At 49.7% G+C, this 19,598-nt stretch carries 17 protein-coding genes; 4 read left to right on the forward strand and 13 right to left on the reverse strand.

The window, feature by feature from the left end; translation table 11 throughout:
- The first annotated feature begins 123 nt into the window (after window positions 1–123).
- Window positions 124–864 (forward strand): AraC family transcriptional regulator, encoded by a 741-nt coding sequence (locus tag N0M98_RS14125; RefSeq protein WP_259618278.1) that lies wholly within the window; start codon window positions 124–126, stop codon window positions 862–864.
- A 55-nt stretch (window positions 865–919) separates the two neighbouring features.
- Here N0M98_RS14125 and ppsA read toward each other — a convergent pair whose 3' ends face one another.
- The 4 genes from ppsA to N0M98_RS14145 form a co-directional block, all read right to left on the reverse strand.
- Window positions 920–3,514: a phosphoenolpyruvate synthase gene (ppsA, locus tag N0M98_RS14130; RefSeq protein WP_259618279.1), complete on the reverse strand. Its 2,595-nt coding sequence runs from the start codon at window positions 3,512–3,514 to the stop codon at window positions 920–922.
- 214 nt (window positions 3,515–3,728) lie between these two features.
- Window positions 3,729–4,331 (reverse strand): nucleotidyltransferase domain-containing protein, encoded by a 603-nt coding sequence (locus N0M98_RS14135; RefSeq protein ID WP_259618280.1) that lies wholly within the window; start codon window positions 4,329–4,331, stop codon window positions 3,729–3,731.
- 103 nt (window positions 4,332–4,434) lie between these two features.
- Complete coding sequence (locus N0M98_RS14140; RefSeq protein WP_259618281.1) at window positions 4,435–6,366, reverse strand: TOMM precursor leader peptide-binding protein; 1,932 nt, start codon at window positions 6,364–6,366, stop codon at window positions 4,435–4,437.
- A complete protein-coding gene (locus N0M98_RS14145) occupies window positions 6,363–7,898 on the reverse strand; it encodes a hypothetical protein (RefSeq protein WP_259618282.1) in 1,536 nt (511 codons plus the stop codon). Before N0M98_RS14145 ends, N0M98_RS14140 begins: the two co-directional genes overlap by 4 nt.
- Window positions 7,899–8,171: 273 nt before the next feature.
- Between N0M98_RS14145 and N0M98_RS14150 the strand changes: the two genes are divergently transcribed.
- Window positions 8,172–8,285 (forward strand): YjcZ family sporulation protein, encoded by a 114-nt coding sequence (locus N0M98_RS14150; RefSeq protein ID WP_249863336.1) that lies wholly within the window; start codon window positions 8,172–8,174, stop codon window positions 8,283–8,285.
- 48 nt (window positions 8,286–8,333) lie between these two features.
- Here the strand turns inward: N0M98_RS14150 and N0M98_RS14155 are convergent, their stop codons facing one another.
- From N0M98_RS14155 to N0M98_RS14185, 7 genes are all read right to left on the reverse strand, one after another.
- On the reverse strand, window positions 8,334–9,017 hold the full coding sequence (locus N0M98_RS14155; RefSeq protein WP_249863337.1) for a class I SAM-dependent methyltransferase: 684 nt from the start codon (window positions 9,015–9,017) through the stop codon (window positions 8,334–8,336).
- Entirely contained in the window at window positions 9,004–9,879 is an 876-nt protein-coding gene (nikE, locus tag N0M98_RS14160) for a nickel import ATP-binding protein NikE (protein WP_310943720.1), read from the reverse strand. Before nikE ends, N0M98_RS14155 begins: the two co-directional genes overlap by 14 nt.
- 1 nt (window position 9,880) lies before the next feature.
- Window positions 9,881–10,681 carry an ABC transporter ATP-binding protein gene (locus N0M98_RS14165; protein ID WP_259618284.1) on the reverse strand — a complete coding sequence of 267 codons (801 nt, stop codon included), beginning with the start codon at window positions 10,679–10,681 and terminating at the stop codon, window positions 9,881–9,883.
- 5 nt (window positions 10,682–10,686) lie between these two features.
- Window positions 10,687–11,526, reverse strand: a complete 840-nt coding sequence (gene nikC / locus N0M98_RS14170) for a nickel ABC transporter permease subunit NikC (protein WP_259618285.1) — start codon at window positions 11,524–11,526, stop codon at window positions 10,687–10,689.
- A gap of 4 nt (window positions 11,527–11,530) precedes the next feature.
- Window positions 11,531–12,469: a nickel ABC transporter permease gene (gene nikB / locus N0M98_RS14175; protein WP_249863341.1), complete on the reverse strand. Its 939-nt coding sequence runs from the start codon at window positions 12,467–12,469 to the stop codon at window positions 11,531–11,533.
- Between the two features lie 17 nt (window positions 12,470–12,486).
- On the reverse strand, window positions 12,487–14,118 hold the full coding sequence (nikA, locus tag N0M98_RS14180; protein ID WP_259618286.1) for a nickel ABC transporter substrate-binding protein: 1,632 nt from the start codon (window positions 14,116–14,118) through the stop codon (window positions 12,487–12,489).
- Window positions 14,119–14,290: 172 nt separating this feature from the next.
- A complete protein-coding gene (locus N0M98_RS14185) occupies window positions 14,291–15,067 on the reverse strand; it encodes an SDR family oxidoreductase (RefSeq protein WP_259618316.1) in 777 nt (258 codons plus the stop codon).
- 192 nt (window positions 15,068–15,259) lie between these two features.
- On the opposite strand from N0M98_RS14185, the gene N0M98_RS14190 reads away from it, so the two are divergent.
- Both N0M98_RS14190 and N0M98_RS14195 read left to right on the forward strand, forming a co-directional pair.
- Complete coding sequence (locus tag N0M98_RS14190) at window positions 15,260–15,643, forward strand: MerR family transcriptional regulator (RefSeq protein ID WP_259618287.1); 384 nt, start codon at window positions 15,260–15,262, stop codon at window positions 15,641–15,643.
- Window positions 15,640–16,404 (forward strand): SDR family oxidoreductase, encoded by a 765-nt coding sequence (locus tag N0M98_RS14195; protein WP_259618288.1) that lies wholly within the window; start codon window positions 15,640–15,642, stop codon window positions 16,402–16,404. Before N0M98_RS14190 ends, N0M98_RS14195 begins: the two co-directional genes overlap by 4 nt.
- On the opposite strand, the gene N0M98_RS14200 is transcribed toward N0M98_RS14195, so the two are convergent.
- Window positions 16,401–17,858, reverse strand: coding sequence for a sulfatase (locus N0M98_RS14200; RefSeq protein WP_259618289.1), 1,458 nt, complete (start codon window positions 17,856–17,858; stop codon window positions 16,401–16,403). The genes N0M98_RS14195 and N0M98_RS14200 overlap by 4 nt on opposite strands.
- Window positions 17,859–17,915: 57 nt before the next feature.
- Window positions 17,916–19,595, reverse strand: coding sequence for a type 2 periplasmic-binding domain-containing protein (locus N0M98_RS14205; RefSeq protein ID WP_259618290.1), 1,680 nt, complete (start codon window positions 19,593–19,595; stop codon window positions 17,916–17,918).
- Between the last annotated feature and the right edge of the window lie 3 nt (window positions 19,596–19,598).

Below are 19,598 nucleotides of genomic sequence, written 5' to 3' on the forward strand. Positions count from 1 at the left end.
ATTTTATTCTATAATACTTTTAAAATAACATGGGCGTTATGTAAAATGAATGTCCAAATCGTCGTAATACTTGTATAAATGCCGTTTTCTATCATAATTCCTGCACTTATAGAGAGGATGCCTATGAAATCCCAAGTGCTCTCCGTCGGCTTCGGCTCGAAGCTATCCCCGTCTAAGGTGCTGCCGCATACGCATGATTATTGGCAGCTTGAGATTGCAACAGAAGGAGTCATTACATGCAATTTGCTCGGTGAGATGCGATCTCTGGAGATTGGCGATATGCTCCTGGTTCCCCCAGGCGTAGAGCATGGATTTGGGTACAATGAGCCGCCTGTCGCCTGGATATCGATCAAATTTGAGCGCGAAACAGGCGATCTTCCCTATTGGACCGGGATTATTCACAGCAATATGATTACGAGGAAGCTCATCTCCGCGTTCAAGACGGCCATTCATGCATCGCCTTACATGCAATACGAAAAAGTATTTGTGGGCGGCTTTCTTGAAACGATACTTCATTACGTTCACTCCGGCGAATTCCGGGAAATTAACGATTCGTCCGAGTTGTTAGTCAAGCGAATGATGGACAGCATATATAAACGAAACGGAAAATCGATGACGATCTACGAACTTGCTGAAGAATTGTCGTATTCACGCAGTCACTTATCGAAGAAGTTCAAGGAGAATACCGGTGAAAGCTTGAAATCGTTTATCGATCATATTCGGATTCAGAAGATAGAGGAATTGCTTCGCTATAGAGAACAAAGCATTTCCGAAATCGCTGCGGACCTCGGGTTTCATGATGTATTTTCGTTTTCGAAATTTTTCAAAAAACATACGGGCAAAAGCCCGCGGCAATATAAGTAAGAAGGACTTTGTGTCGCTTATTGGCGAAACAAAGTCCTTCCGATGTTTATCCAGGTTACAGTAGCTCGATATACCCTTCTGTTCCGTTCACGCGGATTCGCTGTCCGTCTTTGATCCGTTTGGTGGCATGATCTACCCCGACAACGGCCGGCAAGCCGTACTCGCGCGCGATCACTGCTCCATGGGTCATCAGTCCGCCGACTTCGGTGACCAGTCCTTTAATGGAGACGAACAGCGGCGTCCAGCCAGGGTCAGTGAAGGGGGTGACCAATATATCCCCTTCTTCCAGATCGGCGTCCTCCATCTTTAAGATGACGCGTGCCCGCCCCTCAATCACCCCGGAAGAAACAGCCAGACCTGCGATCGCTCCGGCCGGGAGATGATCCTGATCGTACTCACCGGTAATGATTTCCCCGTCCGACGTAATGACACGCGGGGGAGTCAGTTTATCATATAATTTGTACTCGTCCTTTCGTTTGTTGACGATCTGCTCATCCAGTTTGTTTGCGCGTACGACTTCGTGAAGCTCTTCAAACGTGAGATAATAGATATCTTCTTGTTCATGAATAACGCCGGCTTGCACGAGTTGTTCGGCCTCTTTCAATAAAGCTTGCCTGTACACGAATAAGCGGTTAATCATGCCGTATTTCGGATATTCGCGATAGCCGATAAAATTCCGGATAAGATCGATCCTTCGTTTCGTTTCCTCGGCTTTTTGTTCGCCATCCGGCAATAACTTCAATCGCTCCAATAACTCTTGCTCTTTCTCCAACGCTTCCCGGAGGCCTTGCTCAAATTTCCGTTTCCCGGCCTGCGGCTCGAAGTTTTTGATGTTACTAACAATCATCGGGACCAGTGTAACTGGTTTTTCCTTCCACCTGGTTCTCGTAATATCGATTTCTCCGGTACATCGCATCCCGTATTTATGGAGATAAGCCTCGATAGCGTCTCGGGCTTCCTGTCCGCCCTCCAGTTGAATCAGTTCGTCCAGGAAGCGATCGTCTTTAACCTGCTGCAAATAATTAACGACTTCCGGGTAAGGGCGAATCGCATCCGCGACATTGAGCAGCGCCAGCCCCATCTCCGAAGTAATATTGTTCGGTACGGATTGAGAAAGCGTATCTGCTGCGTTTTTTTCACCCAGCCACTTGTTCATATTTTCATTGATCCATGCTGAAGCGTTTATGGCGGACATAAACACAGCCGAGCTTTGCGGGTCAAATAAGATCTTCTTTAATTGCTGGATATCTTCCCGAATAAAATCAAATAAATCCGCTCCCGATTTCGTTTGGATGTTTTGTTGCAACTCTTCTATCGAAGCTTGGCTACGTTTAATCAAATCGGAAACGATTGCCGGACCGTTCTCGAATGGTGTCGGCATATCCGTATTCATTCTGTTCGGAATCGGCGCTGTTGGATCATTTGGTAACAATTTTATAAAATCCCGCTCTATGATGGTCACGAGTGCGCCTTTTATAAGCGGATCGGAGCCCAAATTTTTTAATAGAGCTTCCCGGCCGGCAGGTGTAGCCAGCATCGGTGCAACATCAATAAACAACCTCCCGCCGGCTTTGCGCATAGGTGCGGGAGTAATTAACAGGAAAAAAGACAATCCTAACGGTTTGATGGGATCTGTCATCATTTGTTGATGGCCAACGGATAAATAGACGTGATTGTCCCCATCATTCGCTTCAGGGATCGGGTATAACGTCGTAATCGGCCGACTTTGAAGAATATAAAATGCATCTTGATCCAGGCACCATTCGATATCCTGCGGCTGGCCGAAGTAAGCTTCGATCTGTCTTCCGATGCGTGCCAGCTGTACAATTTGCCGTTCGGTAAGTGCCGGAGTCTTTTGCCGGTCAGGATCGATCTGCTTGGTCGCTGTTCCGCCCCCTTCCCGTCCATAGATAGCCAATGTTTTGGCCGCTATCCTCTTATCGACGATAGTCTCATCCTGTACTTTATAAACATCGGCCGAGACCAGGCCGGAGACGAGCGCTTCTCCCAGGCCGAAACCGGCATCGATCGTCAGCAGCTTGCGGTTCCCGCTCATCGGATCGGCGGTGAATAAAATGCCCGAAGCCTGCGGGAACACCATTCTTTGAACGATGACCGATACATACGCTTGGCTGTGGTCAAATCCGTTCTGCATCCGGTAGATGACCGCTCGATCCGTGTAGAGGGAGGCCCAGCATTTGCGAATATGCTGCAAAATCGCGTCCAGGCCGATAATATTTAAGTAGGTGTCTTGTTGGCCGGCAAACGAGGCATGCGGCAAATCTTCGGCCGTCGCGCTGGAACGAACCGCATACGCATGTTCCTCGCCAAACCGGGAGAGATAGCGACTAACGGCTTCCGTAACATCGGAAGGCATTTCCGCTTCGATAATGACTTGCCGAATCTTCCCGCTAATTTCACCGATGGACTCGCGGTCTTCTGCTTGCAGCGTGGTTAGTCTATGGAGCAGAGCGTAGTACGTCTCGTTTGGTTCGATGGCTTGTTGATATGCCGCTGTTGTAACACAAAATCCTTCCGGTACTCGTATTCCCTCAATTTTAGATAATTTCCCTAAATGGAATCCTTTCCCGCCAACGAGCGAAAGCTGCGTTTTTTCCATTTCTTGAAAATCGAGAACCAACGAATGCATCCAACATCTCTCCTAACCATTCATTTGAGAAAAACATTTGACAAGAGCTTGACTGGTATGCTACAATTAAATTGTAAGATAGATTATTTATGTCCACATAAAATAAAAAGTCGTAAATTGATTATAGCACTGTGCCTGCTCATATGCAATATAAAGAACCTGATTCAATTGAATCAGGCTTTTTTGATTGTATTCGAGCTTCTTGGATCAGCATTTACAAAAAACGGACCCAATCATGACCTTGCGGGAACTGCCGGAGTAAAGAAGATTTCAGCCATACTTTTTCTTGTTCCCGAAGCGACGGCAGCATCGTTTGAAAATCACGGTAATCTTTCTCCCTTACTTTCGAACTGCCTGCTTTATGCAGAAGCTGGATTTCGGGTCTCAAATAAGGTATGCCTTCTTCCGTTTTCAAAATAATGTCCGCTACCGGCCTTCGAATGGATCTGTCTCTCTTATAAGTCCAATAGGGTTCTTCGGTATCAATGATCATCAGCTGAAAAGCCCAAGGCGACTCGTCGCTCTTACTAATCCATACGTCATTCGTCGAGTTCAAATACTCCCCGTCTTCCCACAAACTCAGCTTGCCGTCCTCGGCCCTGTATAATATCCAATCCTCTTTTAAATACCGATAAGCGGTGAACTGCTCTTCACGGGTAATAATAACGTCAACATCGCTATGCTCCCTAGTTTGTTTGCGCAGATGCAAGTCCAAGGCCCAGCCCCCGGCAATACACCAACGTATCGGAATAGCCGAAAAAATTTCATTGATTTCCTTAACACTAAGCGGCATCCAATTGCTTATATCCGTCCTCAAACCGGTCCCTCCTTAACAGCCTCGAATTGATTGTTTGCTCCGTATGTAATAACATACAAGAATTATCTTCGAAAGTATAGGCTGATAATGGAGCCTTACGGGTCTACGGAAACGGATGCGGATAAGGATTCAGCTCCTCCGGCGACAGCTTGTGATCGGTATATCCGAGCTGCATCGGCACTTCCAACACTCTGTTCAAACCTGCCAAGCGGGTAAGCGTATGTCCGAACGTCATCGGCAGCATTCCCGGTATCAGCACTTTGAAGCAGTACAGCTCGTTGCGGAGCGTCTCGCTCGTTGACTGGTCGACGACAACGACGTCCAACTGCAAGCCGCGAAATACCTCAAGAACCTGCTTCAGATCATCCGTTAAATCGTCATTAGCCGCTGCAGGGCCGAATTCTTCGCCGAATGTCCGCAGAGGACGCCGTTCATCCAGCAAAAATCCTAGCCGCTCCTCCGCTTCCGGCAAACTATACAGTATGGAATGATCCTCCATATATTCCACCAGGAATGAATCATGGAACATCGCTTCGGCATCATCTCGGCGTTCGTTCCAGCTTGCCTCCACTCTGGTGATCGTTCCAGCCAGCTCATACACGGCGCTCTTGGCTGCACGGATAGGGTCCAGATGGGCTCCTGCGGCGCAAACAAGGTTCAATGACTGATTCGCTCCCCCCTTCGCTATAGCCCAGATGCTTGGAATGCCGTTTTCCATCGTCGTATTGTACAACAGCACTTCATATCCCGTTACGGCTCTTACGCGTTCGATCATCGTCACCAGTTCTTTGTCGCCCGACGAACGATAATCGAGCCGTGGAACGGGCAGCTTGGCGTACCAGGTCATCAAGAACGAATCGCGCTCAACGATTTCCAAAATGCCGTGCAAGATGGCTTCTTCCCGGCTCCCGCCTAACGCGCAGCCGTTAGAGGTCTCATAGACAAAACCGCCTCCATAGCCCAGGCTGTAATAAGCCAGCAGCTCGGGAACCAAAATCGGCCGTTCCTGCAGTAACGAGTATCCCCAAACCCATGAAATATCGGCATCGGGATCGAACCGCAGATAGGGAAAATCCGGCCGTTCCATGTGCTCCTGCGCATGGAGCCCCACCTTCAACGGATCGATGGCATCATCCTTCAAGTTAACGAAGCTGTCATACACAACCGTTCGTTTTCCTCTGGGGGCGATCCCGCAATATCTCTCCAATCCTTCGAGGATGGCTGCCAGCTCGCTGTCTGCAAACGAATGCGAATGACCTCCCGTCAATTCATTGGCCATAGGCAAAGGAAGATTCACAACCGCGCATGCAAAAGTGGACAGGAAGCTAAACTCCCTGCCGTTGAAGAGCCCGGTCCGGCTGTCCCAATAATCCTTAACCAGAACCTTCTGCAAATCGCTCATCGAGCGGCTGCGGTAAGTATCCCTGCTGAGCTTTTTGCAAGATCCAAGCGTTAGCTGAGCTGCTTCCTTCGAATCCTCCGGACATTGGCCGCAAACAGGACATGATGCGTCCGGCAAAATGTAGTGAATTGTCGTATTCAGATCCATCAGGTTAACCAGATAGATGCGGTTTTCCGAATGCGGTTTATCTCCTTGAAGCGCTTTAGCCGCTTCTGCAGAAACTATAGACGCCAGATGCCGCAATGCGAAAGGAGATACCTCCGGAACCGGTATAGGGAGAGAATCGGAGGAGGTGAGTCTCATGAGCAGGTCGCCTATATCCTCCTTGCTGTTCCTTGCCATGGAGTACCTGTTTTCCGCGCATTGCGAACAGCCCGCCGTCCCGGGACGGACTAGCGGCCCCACCACTCCTTCTCCATCGGATTCATAACAGCGCAGCCAAGGGATGCCGAGCGGCTGCAGTATCTCTTCTGCCTGGAGATGAACGGAGGTGTTCCCGCTCAGCACCAATACCAGCCTCGCAGGCGGCAAATCCTCGCCGAAAGCGGATCTGCGCACTATCGGGAATTCCGACAAATACTTGCACACCGTATCCGCCAACGGCCCCTCTCCGATAATAACGACGGTATTCATAGGGATTCCTCCTCACCGAGCAGTACGCCAACGACTTCAAGCAGCCCTTCTTTCATAAAAGGCTCGCACCGCATGTCGAACACCTCCAGCCGTTTATGATGCTGCTTCAAGGTCTTTAGCGCTGAAAGCATTCTAGCGGCGTGACCGATGGAGGCTGCAGGAAAAACGGCGATGCGCTGCGGCTTATCGTCGCTCCAAGCAACGGAACGAACCGCGGCGCTTTCCGTTTTCATCAATGCATGTTGCAGCGATCGGCGAAGCGCCAAGGTTATGTCAAGGCCTACTGCGCCATACCAGGATTGATCCGAGAGGACCCATACGACCGGAAACCCGAGCAACGGCTCTTCGGATGCTACGAGAATCTCGCCCTCCTGAATATTCAGAGCTTGCAAATAATACCGGCAGTGAGTATCTTCGATTCGGCCAATTTCCATGCGGGTGAGGACCCTCTCATGATGAAGGGTCCGTCTTTCCAGCTCTTGGGTCAAACAAGCGACCAGCCCGCGCCCGACCGCTTCGGCGAACGTGAGTCCTGCTCCGATGCCGATGTCCTCCTGGCTCGAGGATAGCCGAGGTATCCATAGCGGGGTCATGCGAGCGGCATAGGCTTCCACTCCTGCAAGCCCGGACTCCCGCCGGGCCTCTACATGCGTTAAAGCGCTGCAGACGATGGCCGGCAAAAGCTGCGCAAAGCCTTCGGATAGCGGGTCAACGGGCTGCACGAGACATTGCGCCAGCGGAAGCTGCTTCAACGCACCTTCCTCCCAAACATGGAAAATACCCGACACCTTGGAGGTCAGCCCTTCAAACCAAGAAAACCATTGCTCCACATCCGGTTCCTGATCCGATTCGAGATTTCGCTCCAGCTCCGTCGTCATGACGACCGCCTTGCGAGCCGATAAGGAAGGATGCGGGAGAACCTGATGCCAGCTTCCCTCCAGCGTGAGCGGATTCAAGATATAACAATGATTATTGCGATTCGGCTCGCCCTCTCCGGCAAGCCGTTTATGGTATTCATATACGACAAGATTGGATAAGAGGGTTGCGGTCGTCCTATATAAAGGATACGTTTCCCATCCAGGAGGGAATACGGACGCGTGAATGCGCCGCCATGCACTCTGCCCGCCCCCCTCTCCGTCCGGATGAAGCAGCGGCCCGGCCATGCCTATTCCTCGCAGATTCGTTGCAGGAAGGAGCGGTTTCTTTTCTGCCGTGCAGGCGGTCTGAAGCTTTTCAAGCTCCTCCAGGTCGTTGTGCTCAGCAGCATACAAAATAAACGAAAACGGCCTGATCGCCGCGGCCCAATTCACTTCGACTCCCTCCGCTTCGGCTAGAATAATATTCGGAGATGTTTCCGGATTGCCCGTAAGCGCCTGTTCCGAGGCTTCCTTAAGCTGCTCCGCTTCGGCTCGCGGCATGTTGACTGCCAACACGGATAGCTTCGATAAACGCGATTCATACCATGCTTTAACCAGCTCGATCAAGATGGTTCCTGAACCGACTGCCAGTACCCCTTCACCTTGAGAAGACATTAGTCTACCTCCATCCATGACATTACACGGTTCGAGAACCCGGTCATACCGTTATCCGCAAACCCAAAATCTACTGTAAAAATATGTCGGAATCCTTATTTTTATTACGTAACCAAAGCAAGGCAGCGTTAAATTCTTCGGCAGCAAGTCCGTGAAAGGTTGGGGGGCAATTAAACTTAACGCTCTAATATTTAAACAATTTTCCGTTTTGCCCAGTCCATGAGCGGCACAAACACATACAATACCTTAGAACTCGGGAGGGAGGAAGTCGCAATGGGATTGGGAGTAGCAGGTAGCTGCAGTTGTGGAGGTTTGTTTACTTCTACGGGTGTGATTCTCGTACTTTTCATTCTGCTCGTCATTGTTTCTCGTGGATTTCTCTACTAAGTAGGTAAGCATAAACGCCCGACTATTCAAATAGTCCGGGCGTTTTTTTTACATTTTCGTAAATCGGAATATATAACCGTTCTCATAGACGGACATCAATTCGTCGTTCAAGTTCCTGAAATATTTCTCCTTGCCGGAGACTGTAATAAAGTCGGTCGGCACTCTTCGCTTGATTTCCACCCGAAACCCCTCGTTACTAAAAGCGGAGGCAATATCGTCGAGAGTATGCATATTAGCATTCAAATGGCTGTACTTTTCAATCTCTTCTTTAAAAAAATCGCGGCTGGGGTTCGCCGTTAAATCCGTGTAGGTGACATAATAGACGCCGCCGGGCTTTAGCGCCTTGCTCAACTTCCAGGCATGCGTCTTTAAATCATCGATCAAATAAATGACGGACAGACAAAAAGCAAGATCGAATTGGCCTTCGAGCTGTTCAGGAGATCCAGATACCCTATAATCGATAGGTAAGCTGCCCTTTCTTTCATTGGCAATGTCAATGGACTGCCGTCCCAAATCGATGCCTGTCGCTTTCTTATACGGCTTGATTTGATGCAGCAGCCTTAAAAAGCCGCCCCGATTACAACCGAAGTCCAGAACGGAATATTCCGATAAATCTTCTTCCTTTAAGGCTGCGATCAGCTGAAGCCAGCCCTTCAGATGCCCTTCTTCCATTAGAGCTTCGCGTTCGTTGTTGTTCCACCATACCTCATAACTTTGTTCATTGGCTGTCATTGCTTACCCACTCCTTATTATTATGAATATTTGCCCGAGCTCTCGGGCGGCTAGGGAGAACGGATTCCAAAAGCTGCTTGGATGCAGGATGCTTCATTGAAGACAGCGGGTCGGAACAATGTATTGTTTCGACAATTTGTCCTTTGTGCATGACCGCCAATCGATCCGAGATTGAACGAACGGCCATCATATCGTGGGAGATAAACAAGTAGGACAACAAATACTGCTCTTTCAACTCATCCAGAAGCTTCAGAATTTGATGCTGGATGAGCACGTCAAGACTGCTGACGGCTTCATCCAGGACTATTAGCTTGGGCTTGAGCGCGATGGCGCGGGCAATACTTATTCGTTGCAATTGCCCGCCGCTAAATTGATGAGGATACTTAGCCATATCATCCGGGCTTAAGCCTACCGATACCAGTAATTCTTGAACGGTTCTCTTTTCCTCGCGCGCGCTCAGTTTCTCGAAATTTTTTAAAGGTTCTCTTATGGATTCATAGACAGGCCATCTAGGATTCAATGAGCTGTAGCAATCTTGAAAAACCGTTTGAATTTTGCGGCGAACGCTCTGGCGTTCTCTCCTGCTCATGGTTAACAAGTTTTTGCCTTCAAACCAAATTTCGCCGTCATCCGGCTTCTCCAGACCCAAGATCATCTTACCCAGCGTACTCTTGCCGGAGCCGCTCTCGCCGACCAGCCCCAGACACATGCCTTGCTCCAAGGAAAGGCAAATGTTGTCCGCCGCTTTCAAGGTTTGCTTATTCAACAAGGTTGAGGCACCTATAGTATAGCTTTTACTTACATTCCTTAATTCAAGCATACTCCCACCCCTAAGAAAGCTTCCTGTTCGCAACACGAGCATTTTAAACGAGACCGATACCCGGTCTTGCTTCCAGCAGCATACGGGTATACGGATGCTCTGGACCATCGAACAACCGGGCGACCGGGGCTTTTTCTACAATGCTCCCCTCTTGCATGACCATCACCTCGTCAGCCATATAGGCAATAACGCCAAGATCATGGGAAACAAGCAGCATAGCCGTCTCCTGCTCCTCACACAGACGGCGCATTTGCTCCAGCAACCGCATCTGATGAACCGTATCCAAAGCCGTAGTAGGCTCATCGGCGATCAATACAGCCGGCTGCAACGACATCGCGATGGCGATCATCGCCCGCTGAAGCATCCCTCCGCTCAATTGAAACGGATACTGCTTCATGATTTCAGCCGGGCGAGGCAGACCGGTTTTACCGAGATACGTCTCTGCCAGCTCGCGAGCTTCCGCCCGCGACAATGAACGTTGGGCTCGAAGCGTCTCCATAAAATGACTGCCTATCGTCACCGTAGGGTTAAAGGCGCTCATCGGATTTTGCATAACGACCGCGAGACGCCCTCCTCGTATGCTTCTCATTTGAGCTGGGGTCGCCTGCAGCAGATTTTTGCCTTCCAGAAGTATCGATCCCTCTTCTATGATGGCGGACTCCTGGAGCAGGCCCATGATCGCCAGGCAAGTCATCGTTTTCCCGCTCCCGCTGGCCCCCACAAGTCCTAGTACCTCTCCGCGGTTTAATCGGAAGCTGACATCGTTCACTATTTTCTTCATTCCATGAGGCGTTGACACGCTAATATGCAGATGATCTACGCTTAAAACGATGTGCTTGTCCACGGACACTACCTCATCCTTTCTTGACGTGGATCTAACGCATCCCTCAAAGCGTCTCCGATAAAATTAAAGGCCATGACGACCAGCATAATACATAAGCCCGGATACAGCATCAGCATCGGATTGCTTTTCAGAAATTGCTTGCTGTCATTCAGCATGGCCCCCCATTCCGGCATAGGAGGCTGAATGCCCAGTCCCAAAAAGGAGAGGCCGGAAATGCTTAAAATCATACTCCCCAAATTTAAAGTGGCCAATACGATTGTAGGAGGCCATATATTAGGAAGAATGTGGAACCAAATAATTTTATAACCGGGAGTTCCGGCGATTTTAGCGGCTAAAATAAAATTTTGCTGCTTGGCCGTCATGACCATACCGCGAATCCAGCGCGCATACCACACCCAGTAAGACATGACCATCGCAAAGATGACGTTGACCAGTCCGGGTCCGAGAATTCCGAGCATGGCAAGAGATAGAATGAGACTGGGAAATGCCATTAACAAATCGCAAAAACGCATAAATATGCGATCGATAACGCCGCCGCTATACCCCGATAGCGTTCCGATAGCTACACTGATGATAATAATCAACACCATCACGATAAAAGAAATCCCTAGTGAAATTCTTGTCCCGTAGATCAATCGGGATAAGATGTCTCTACCCAGATGATCCGTTCCAAGCCAATAGGCAGCCGAAGGCCGTTCCAGCTTATGCTCCAGACTAACGAAGTTAGGGTCGTGCGGCGTGAGCCATGGCGCGAACAGGGCAAGAACGAGCATGAGGATAAGCATCGTGCAGCTGAGCAATGTCAATCTGTTGCTTGTTAACTTTTTCCACATAACGGAATCCATGCTGCTACTGCCCTCCATTCCTGCGCACCCGGGGGTCGATCATGGCATGAAAAATATCTATCAGTAAATTGCAAATGACAATAATCGTCGTAACAAGCAGCACGTAGCATAATATGACCGGATAGTCCCTGCCGAACAGAGCATTGACAAAATGGCGCCCGATGCCCGGCCATGCAAATACATTTTCCACAATAATCGAACCGCTTAATTTATGACCGATATGCATGCCCATCGTGGTAACCAGAGGGGTTATCGCATTCCTCAGCACATGCTTTCCGATGACCCATTTCTCCCGAAGTCCTCTTGCTCTGGCATAGAGAACATACGGCTGATGCAATTCGTTTAATGTACTGCCCCGAAGCATCCGGGTGTAGACCGCCACGGACGCCAAGGCCAAAGTGAGGGAAGGCAGGATCAAGTGCAGTAGACTCCCCCTCCCCGATACCGGAAAATAGCCTAGCTTTAATGAAAAAATATAAATAAACAGGAAGCCCAGACAAAAACTCGGCGCAGCCGCTCCGATAAAGGAGAGCGTCCGGCTAACATGGTCAACCCATCGGTCTTTATACAGCGCCGACAAGATGCCGATCGGCAGACTGATCACAAAGGCCAGAACAATCGATGAAAACGTAAGCTGCAGTGTCGCCGGAAGATAATGCAGCATCTCATCCCACACCGGCTTCTTGCTTATATAAGAGCTGCCGAAATCGAGTTTCACTGCACCGCTTAGCCAATGAACATATTGAACATATAACGGCTGATTCAATCCGAGCTCTTCTCGGACAAGCTGAACCGCCTCATCCGTTACGGGAATTTTCGATAACCTCAAGTATGCTTCGGCCGGATCGACAGGAAGCAGGCGCACGATCAGGAAAGTGATGAGCGAAACGCCGAATAAAATGGGTATGATGCCGAGCACGCGCTTTACGATGAACCAGGCCATAGTTCCCTCATTGACTCCTATTCTTTATCCATTTTCTCAAAGGGAATCTCGCTATTCATTTGTCCGAACTCCAACCCTTTAATGTTTTTATGATACACGGTCAAATTCGTGCCGTACGATATCGGCAAATACACGGCTTGCTCGTGCAGCGTAGTGAGAATGTAATTGTATAGCTGCTGCCGCGTATTCTCATCCGTACTGAGCAGCGCTTCCTCAATTTTTTGGTCCAGCTCTTTTTTCATCGGCAATCCGGCTTGCGCCTGGTAGTCGGCATGTGAAGGCACGCGCATGGAGGATACCATCGCATGCGGATCATACGGTATGCCGAACGTATCGCTGAAAATCATATCGAAATTGCCGTTGGTTTGCCGCTGTCCGAATAACTGGCTTTCTTCGCCGATAAGCTTTACATTGATTCCGATTTTTCGCAAATCCCCTTGCAGCACTTCCGCGATGGCTTTATGTACGTTGTTGGCACTGTCAAAGCTCAGCTCCAATTCCAGCGCCTTTCCGTCTTTCTCCCGGAACTCTTTCTTCGCGGGCAGCACCCAGCCGGCATCATTCAGCAGCTTTTCCGCTTTGCTTACATCATACGTATATGGCGTTAACTTCACGTTAGAATAAGGAAAATTAGCCGGAAACAGCGTATCGGCCAGCTTATCCGTGCCGTAGAAAACATTGTCGATGACCGATTTTTTATTGAAAGCATATTCGACGGCTTTTCTGACGTTAATATCTTTCAGCGGTCCCTTGTTGGAATTCATTGCTATGGATTTGGTAAAAAGGGGATCGGAAATAGCTGTTTCGTACTTTCCCGACTCCTTCAAATATTTAAACGAATCCAGGCTGATGCTCCCATCGCCGTAAATCACATCAAGCTCGTTATTTTCAAATGCAAGCACTCGAGATTCGCCGTCGGGAATAACGGCAACGCGAATTTTATCTGCTTTCGGCTTTGCTCCCCAGTAGTTTTCATTTTTACTAAATTCGGCGTATTCATTGATCTTGTAATCCGTCAGCACCCAAGGCCCGGTTCCGATCGGCGCTTTAATCCCTTCGGAAGTATTGCCGCTCTCGGGAAAACCCGCTTCTCCCAAAAAACGGATCGGCCGAATTAAGGCCAGTTCCTGCAGCATAGGATAATAGGGGTTGTTCAATATGATTTTCACGGTGTAGTCGTCGACCTTTGCTGCGTCGTTAATCTGATTCACCAGCTCCAGCCAGCTATGACGCTGTTTGTTAGCCAAGACCGCATGAATATTTTTCACCACAATGTCAGCGTTGAAGACCGATCCGTCAGAGAATTTGACGTCTTTGCGAAGAAAGAACGTATATTCTTTTCCGTCGCTCGACACTTCCCATTTCTCGGCAAGATGAGGAACGACTTTTCCGTCAACATATTTAACTAGCGATTCATACACCATATTTTGCGCGAACATTTGGTTCGGAGCGTACATATGAGGATTCAACGGCCCGATATCGTTAGCGGACGAGAATCGAATCGTTTTTCCCCCTGCTTCAGACGATGTGCGATTGTCTGTTGCCGAATGGGAGGAGCTTGAACTGCAAGCGGTAAACAGAAAAACTGCAGCGAACAAGATAACAAGCAAGTAAGACGATTTCAAGAAGCGTTTGGATGAAATGGACATCTGAATAGCTCACCTCGATAATGAAATTGTATCTTCGGAATTTCGTGACACGTTATTATTAAAAAGTAACACAATATATAAGTAAATGTAAACCCTTCAATAAAAAGAGGCCAGCCGCTTGTTAACCGGCTAACCTCATCCTCATTATGTGATAATTGCTGACATGCTTCGACTATATGCAAGTATAGGCCCCGTCAATAATAAAATCCGATCCTGTTGTAAAGTGGCTCGCATCTCCGGCCAAATATACGGCAATCGCTTGCAGCTCCTCCGGGCGGCCCATGCGGCGCAGCGGGGACATGGCATTCCATTGTTCGATGAGAGGCTTCAATGTAGGCGAGTTCAACGTCAGCTCGGTGCCGATATAACCGGGGCTAATGCAATTGACGCGAATATGATGCTGAGCCCATTCGACGGCCAGCGATTTGGTTAGCTGGATCACGCCCGCTTTGGATGCATTATACGAGCATTGCGGCTGGGGTGTATTGACCACATGAGCCGACATCGACGCGGTGTTAATAATCGAACCGCCGCTGCCTTGCCGGATCATCTGTCTTCCGGCTGCCTGAGCGGTGAGAAATACGCCCGTAAGATTAATGTCCATCACTTTTTTCCACTGATCGTAAGTCATTTCCGAGGCCGGAGCATTGATGCAAATCCCCGCGTTGCAGAAGGCAATATCCAGTTTCCCGAATCTTTGCGCAATCTCTTCCAGCATGGCATTCACTTGCTCGGGCACGGTGACATCCGTCTGAAGCGCCATGGTGCTCGCGCCGAGCGCAGCCAGTTCTTCCGCCGTTTTGCGGGCCTCGTCCAGATCGACATCGACGATAGCCACATCTGCTCCCGCTTCCACTAAAGCGATGGCAATGTTCTTTCCGATGCCTCTTGCTCCCCCGGTAACAAACGCCTTCTTCCCGTCCAATCTCATTTTTTCCAAAATGCCCATCATCCGACGCCTCCCGCTTTTTATACCTATTAAATCATTATAAGCAGCCCGATATCAAGGCATAATCTTCCGGAAATGAACGATAGCCGATCCTCGCATGCTGATCATGCTATATTTGTTGTTGACTTAAACCATGGTTTAAGTTGTATCTTATACATGTCGACAAGGCAACAATAATTTGGAGGTCTTCAAATGAAGTATTGTACGATTAGCGAAGCTGCAGCCAAATTCAATATTCCGGAATCAACGATACGATATTATGAAAAAAGAGGATTGCTGCCGCTAATCGAGCGCGATGAAGCAGGCAGGCGGTTATTTTCGGAAGATCAAATGACGCTCCTCAAAATCATTATTTATCTAAAAAATACCCATATGCCGATCACCGTGATTAAGCAGTATGTCGATTGGGTCATACAAGGTGACAGCACCATCGAGCTCAGGCTTCAAATGATGGAAAATCACAAGCAAGCCGTGCTGGACAAGATTTCGTTGATGACGGAATCCCTGCAAGGAATTGAGACAAAAATCACGCGTTATAAAAAATTAAAAAACAAAGGAAACGAGGAACTCCAATGAAACTTTCCGGAAATACTATATTGATTACAGGCGGAAGCGCCGGCATCGGACTCGCTTTTGCAGAACGCTTTCTCAAAGCAGGAAATACCGTCATCGTTACCGGCCGACGCGAACAGGCGCTTCAAACCGTAAAGGAACGGCTTCCTGGCCTAATCACTTATGGTAATGATTTGACTAACGAGTCCGACCGTACGGCCTTATTTGATTGGGTAACGGCGAACTATCCGGAAGTGAATGTGCTGGTGAACAATGCGGGAATCCAGCAGCGTTTTAACGTTTTGAAAGCCGACGCCAAGAACGACTGGCACTATTTCAATAACGAATTAGTAACGAACATCGAAGCTCCTATTCATCTCTCGATGCTATTCGCTCCGTATTTCGCTGCCCGGGAAGCGGCGGCGATCTTGAACGTTACGTCCGGATTAGCGTTTACGCCTTTTGCGATTGCTCCGATTTATTCGGCGACGAAAGCGGCGCTTCACTCATTTACCATGAGTCTTAGGCATCAGCTGTCGGATACGTCCGTTGAAGTGATCGAGATTGCTCCTCCGGCCGTGAACACCGATTTAGGCGGACAAGGCTTGCACGTGCATGGAGAGCCTTTGGATGCCTTTGCGGACGGCATTTTTCAAGGGTTAGCGGAAGGCAAGAAGGAAATCGGATACGGCACTTCCGCGGCTCGCTTACGTATGACGCGCGATGAAATTGACAAGTATACAGCAGATATGTATCAGGCAACGAAGAACATGGTGGAAGATTAACGAAGACCCATTCTAGCGAACTGCCATTCCGGCGCTTGGTACTGCATCAGCAGTTGACGCAGCTTGGAGGCATACTGATCCTCCAGAGCGGGATTGCGAATGGCCGACGTTTGTTCAGGATCTTGTTCGATGTCGTACAATAAATGATGCTCCGGCGCGTTATGATGTCTGCGCGATGCTTCCGCTACGCGATAGACCGGCATGGACGTTTGCGGCAAAAAGGTCCCGAGCTCGGCATGCTCGTACCCGGTTCGAGCCGGATCGGATACGACCGGCGTCGCCGTATGATGGTATGCGACGGAATCGCGAACCGGCTGGCGGGTATAGGTGCACCGGCCGTCGGTTAGGGTTATGTCTTTGGCGAAGTAACCGTACAGGACGGCGTCATGGTGCTTTCCGTCTTTTTGCAACAGGTGCGCCAGCGATTTCCCCTGTACATGCCCGGAAGGAACGGCTCCGTGCAGCTCCAGCAGCGTAGGCATCAAATCGACGGTAGACGTGAGCGCCTCTACCCGCTTCCCGTTCATCGGCGAGCCGGGACGGTATGCGATAAGCGGAATATGCGCCAGCTTCCGGTAATCGAACATGTAATTTTTAGCCCAATACCCGTAATCGCCGAGCAAATGTCCGTGATCCGTCGTCAGAATAACGGTCGTGTCCTTCCATAAGTCAAGCTCGTCCATCTTGTCGAGCAGCTTCCCCAGCCACACATCGGCCATCGTCAGCGTACCGGCATAGCTTTTACGAATATGCTCTATCGCATCGGGTCCTTCGTGTTCCGGGTCGACAGGCGCATAATTCGGCCAATCGAAATGATAGGCCCCGCTCCACGTATCGGCATAAAGATCGCGGTATTTCTGCGGACAAACGAACGGCTCGTGGGGATCGAACACTTCCAAGTGCAGCAGCCAATTATCCTGATCGTGATTGTTTTGCAAAAAATTGATTCCCCGCATAAAGCATTGCGTCGTAGGATAATCCTCATCTCGCTCAAGGTTCATGCAGCTGCGGTTGATCCAGTCCTGCCGGCGGTTTTTCCCTCGATAGACGGGAATCTCAGGGTCCTTCACGCGCGGCTGCCAATGATCGCCCTCCTGACCGCGAATAAATTCCCACGTGCGAAAAGGGGTATGATAGCCAAAGCCCGGCGCCTCAAAGTAATGATAATGATCCGTGATCATATGGCAGTAGGTCCCGGATTGTTGGCTCAGCACCTTCGGGTACGCCTCATCAAAAGGCTGCAGCGGGCACCAGCGCGATTCCAGGAAATTGAGACGGCCCGTCATGATCTCCCTGCGCGCAGGCATGCATGGCAGAGAGCCGGCATAATGGTTGTCGAAGACGACGCCTTTCTTCGCCAAGCGGTCGATATTCGGCGTTTGTACCCAAGAAGGTTCATACGCATTCAAGTAATGACGATTCAACGAGTCCATTAAAATAAATACGGTTTTCACGGATATCCCTCCAATGTGGTGAAAAAGGATGGAGAAAAACTCTCCATCCCTTCGCATTTACTTCAAATCTTGCACAATTTTTTTATACTGCTCATTTTGCTTTTTGGCAATATCGAAAATGTCGTTGGCCAATATGGAATTGTTCCGGTCGGTTTGATACCAATTTTTGTACCATTCCTCCACTTGCGCGCCGCCGGCCTTGGACCAAGCGTCCTGCGCATCTTTGAGCGCCTGCTCGATGCTGTACTTGCTTCCGCTAACCGTCGCTTTGAGCCAAATGTCGCCGACGGCTTTGTCGGCATTCGTTTCAATAGCGTTAAGATCCTTCGGAGGCGTAGGCATATGCTCGGAATGCGTCAGCTCCGGGTAGCCGCGATCGAACGTCATGTAGGTCGACCGGAACGAATCGTAGGTGTTCTGATACTCGTCCTTGCGCGGGTCGCTCTTGAACGCCACTTTGGGTACATCGCATTTATTATAGCTGATGCCGACATTTTCCAGCATTCTCATATCCAGCGTAAGATCGGATACCTGCTTCTTCGACGTTGCCGCGTCGATAATTTCCGGGCAGCCGTCGGTCATTTTATAATGCGTCCCTTCAATGCCGTAATCGAGCGCTTTCGTCGTCGTATCCTTCAGCGAAAAATCGATGTACTTGACGACGGCTTCGGGGTTTTTCGCCGTTGCGCTGATCGCCGCGACCATCTGCACCGGGTTTTTGAAGGTCGGTACGAAGGCTCCGAAAGGACTCTTCGGATACGGCATGAACGCGACATCGGCTCCGGATACATTTTTCTTAAGCGGATCGATGGTCCCCATCAGCGTATCCGTGACAACATCGGAAGTAAGGAAACCGTAAATGCCGACCTTGCCGGTAATAAAATCCTGCTTCGCCTTGGCCCCGTTGGTGTCCGTCGTGAAATCCTTATCGATCAAGCCTTCGTCATAAAGACGCTTGGCAAAAGTATAATATTCCTTCTGGCGGTCCCAATCGAGCGCCAGCTCGTTGTTGTGCACGACCCATTTGGAGGTGGCTCCGAACATTTGCTTCAGACTGAAACTGGAGTTGCTGCTGAGCGATATGCCGTAAGTATCCTTCTTGCCGTTGCCGTCAGGGTCCTGCTCTGCAAACGCTTTTAACACTTTGTACAATTCGTCGGTTGTCTGCGGTGCGGAGAGCCCCAGCTTCTTCAGCCAGTCGGTGCGGATCAACAGACCGCGGTTAGGCTCGACCCAGTTGATTTTTCCGAAATAGTACAGCTTGCCGTCGCTTTTCGTACCCGCTTTTTTCAGCGCGGGATTATCTTGCAGCACCTTCTTATATTCCGTACTGTATTTGTCAATGAGTTCGTCAATCGGCATAAACTGCTTCTGCTGCTGAAGCGTGTCCTTGATCTTCGGAGAATATTCGAACAGCAAGTCCGGAGCGCTGCCGGAGGCGTACAGCACGTTAATCTTCTCCTCCGGCTTGGCGCGAGGAATGGCGACGAATTTCGCGTTGGCCGGCCCGTTCTCGTTCATCCATTGGGTCCAGCGGTTGTTCTCAATCGTCCCTTCATCGGGCGACACGTTGCCCCGGTCATAGATGGATACCGAAATATCCTTCTTCGGTTCGGTCTTCGAGCCGTCCGCTCCGCTCTGCGCCCCATCGGATTTGGAGGACGAGCAGCCCGCAAGCAGAGTGCCTCCCGTCATCGTAAACAGCAGCACCCCGGTTACCAATCGTTGCTTTTTCATACT

Origin of the sequence: Paenibacillus doosanensis (assembly GCF_025060755.1) — a bacterium.
Taxonomy (GTDB): Bacteria; Bacillota; Bacilli; order Paenibacillales; family NBRC-103111; genus Paenibacillus_S; species Paenibacillus_S doosanensis.

Excerpts from the sequence above, each read along its gene's own strand:
- N0M98_RS14125 (WP_259618278.1), top strand. The coding sequence starts at position 124 with ATGAAATCCCAAGTGCTCTCCGTCGGCTTCGGCTCGAAGCTATCCCCG.
- ppsA (WP_259618279.1), bottom strand. The coding sequence starts at position 3,514 with ATGCATTCGTTGGTTCTCGATTTTCAAGAAATGGAAAAAACGCAGCTT.
- N0M98_RS14140 (WP_259618281.1), bottom strand. The coding sequence starts at position 6,366 with ATGAATACCGTCGTTATTATCGGAGAGGGGCCGTTGGCGGATACGGTG.
- N0M98_RS14145 (WP_259618282.1), bottom strand. The coding sequence starts at position 7,898 with ATGTCTTCTCAAGGTGAAGGGGTACTGGCAGTCGGTTCAGGAACCATC.
- N0M98_RS14150 (WP_249863336.1), top strand. The coding sequence starts at position 8,172 with ATGGGATTGGGAGTAGCAGGTAGCTGCAGTTGTGGAGGTTTGTTTACT.
- N0M98_RS14155 (WP_249863337.1), bottom strand. The coding sequence starts at position 9,017 with ATGACAGCCAATGAACAAAGTTATGAGGTATGGTGGAACAACAACGAA.
- nikE (WP_310943720.1), bottom strand. The coding sequence starts at position 9,879 with ATGCTCGTGTTGCGAACAGGAAGCTTTCTTAGGGGTGGGAGTATGCTT.
- nikC (WP_259618285.1), bottom strand. The coding sequence starts at position 11,526 with ATGGATTCCGTTATGTGGAAAAAGTTAACAAGCAACAGATTGACATTG.
- nikB (WP_249863341.1), bottom strand. The coding sequence starts at position 12,469 with ATGGCCTGGTTCATCGTAAAGCGCGTGCTCGGCATCATACCCATTTTA.
- nikA (WP_259618286.1), bottom strand. The coding sequence starts at position 14,118 with ATGTCCATTTCATCCAAACGCTTCTTGAAATCGTCTTACTTGCTTGTT.
- N0M98_RS14185 (WP_259618316.1), bottom strand. The coding sequence starts at position 15,067 with ATGGGCATTTTGGAAAAAATGAGATTGGACGGGAAGAAGGCGTTTGTT.
- N0M98_RS14190 (WP_259618287.1), top strand. The coding sequence starts at position 15,260 with ATGAAGTATTGTACGATTAGCGAAGCTGCAGCCAAATTCAATATTCCG.
- N0M98_RS14195 (WP_259618288.1), top strand. The coding sequence starts at position 15,640 with ATGAAACTTTCCGGAAATACTATATTGATTACAGGCGGAAGCGCCGGC.
- N0M98_RS14205 (WP_259618290.1), bottom strand. The coding sequence starts at position 19,595 with ATGAAAAAGCAACGATTGGTAACCGGGGTGCTGCTGTTTACGATGACG.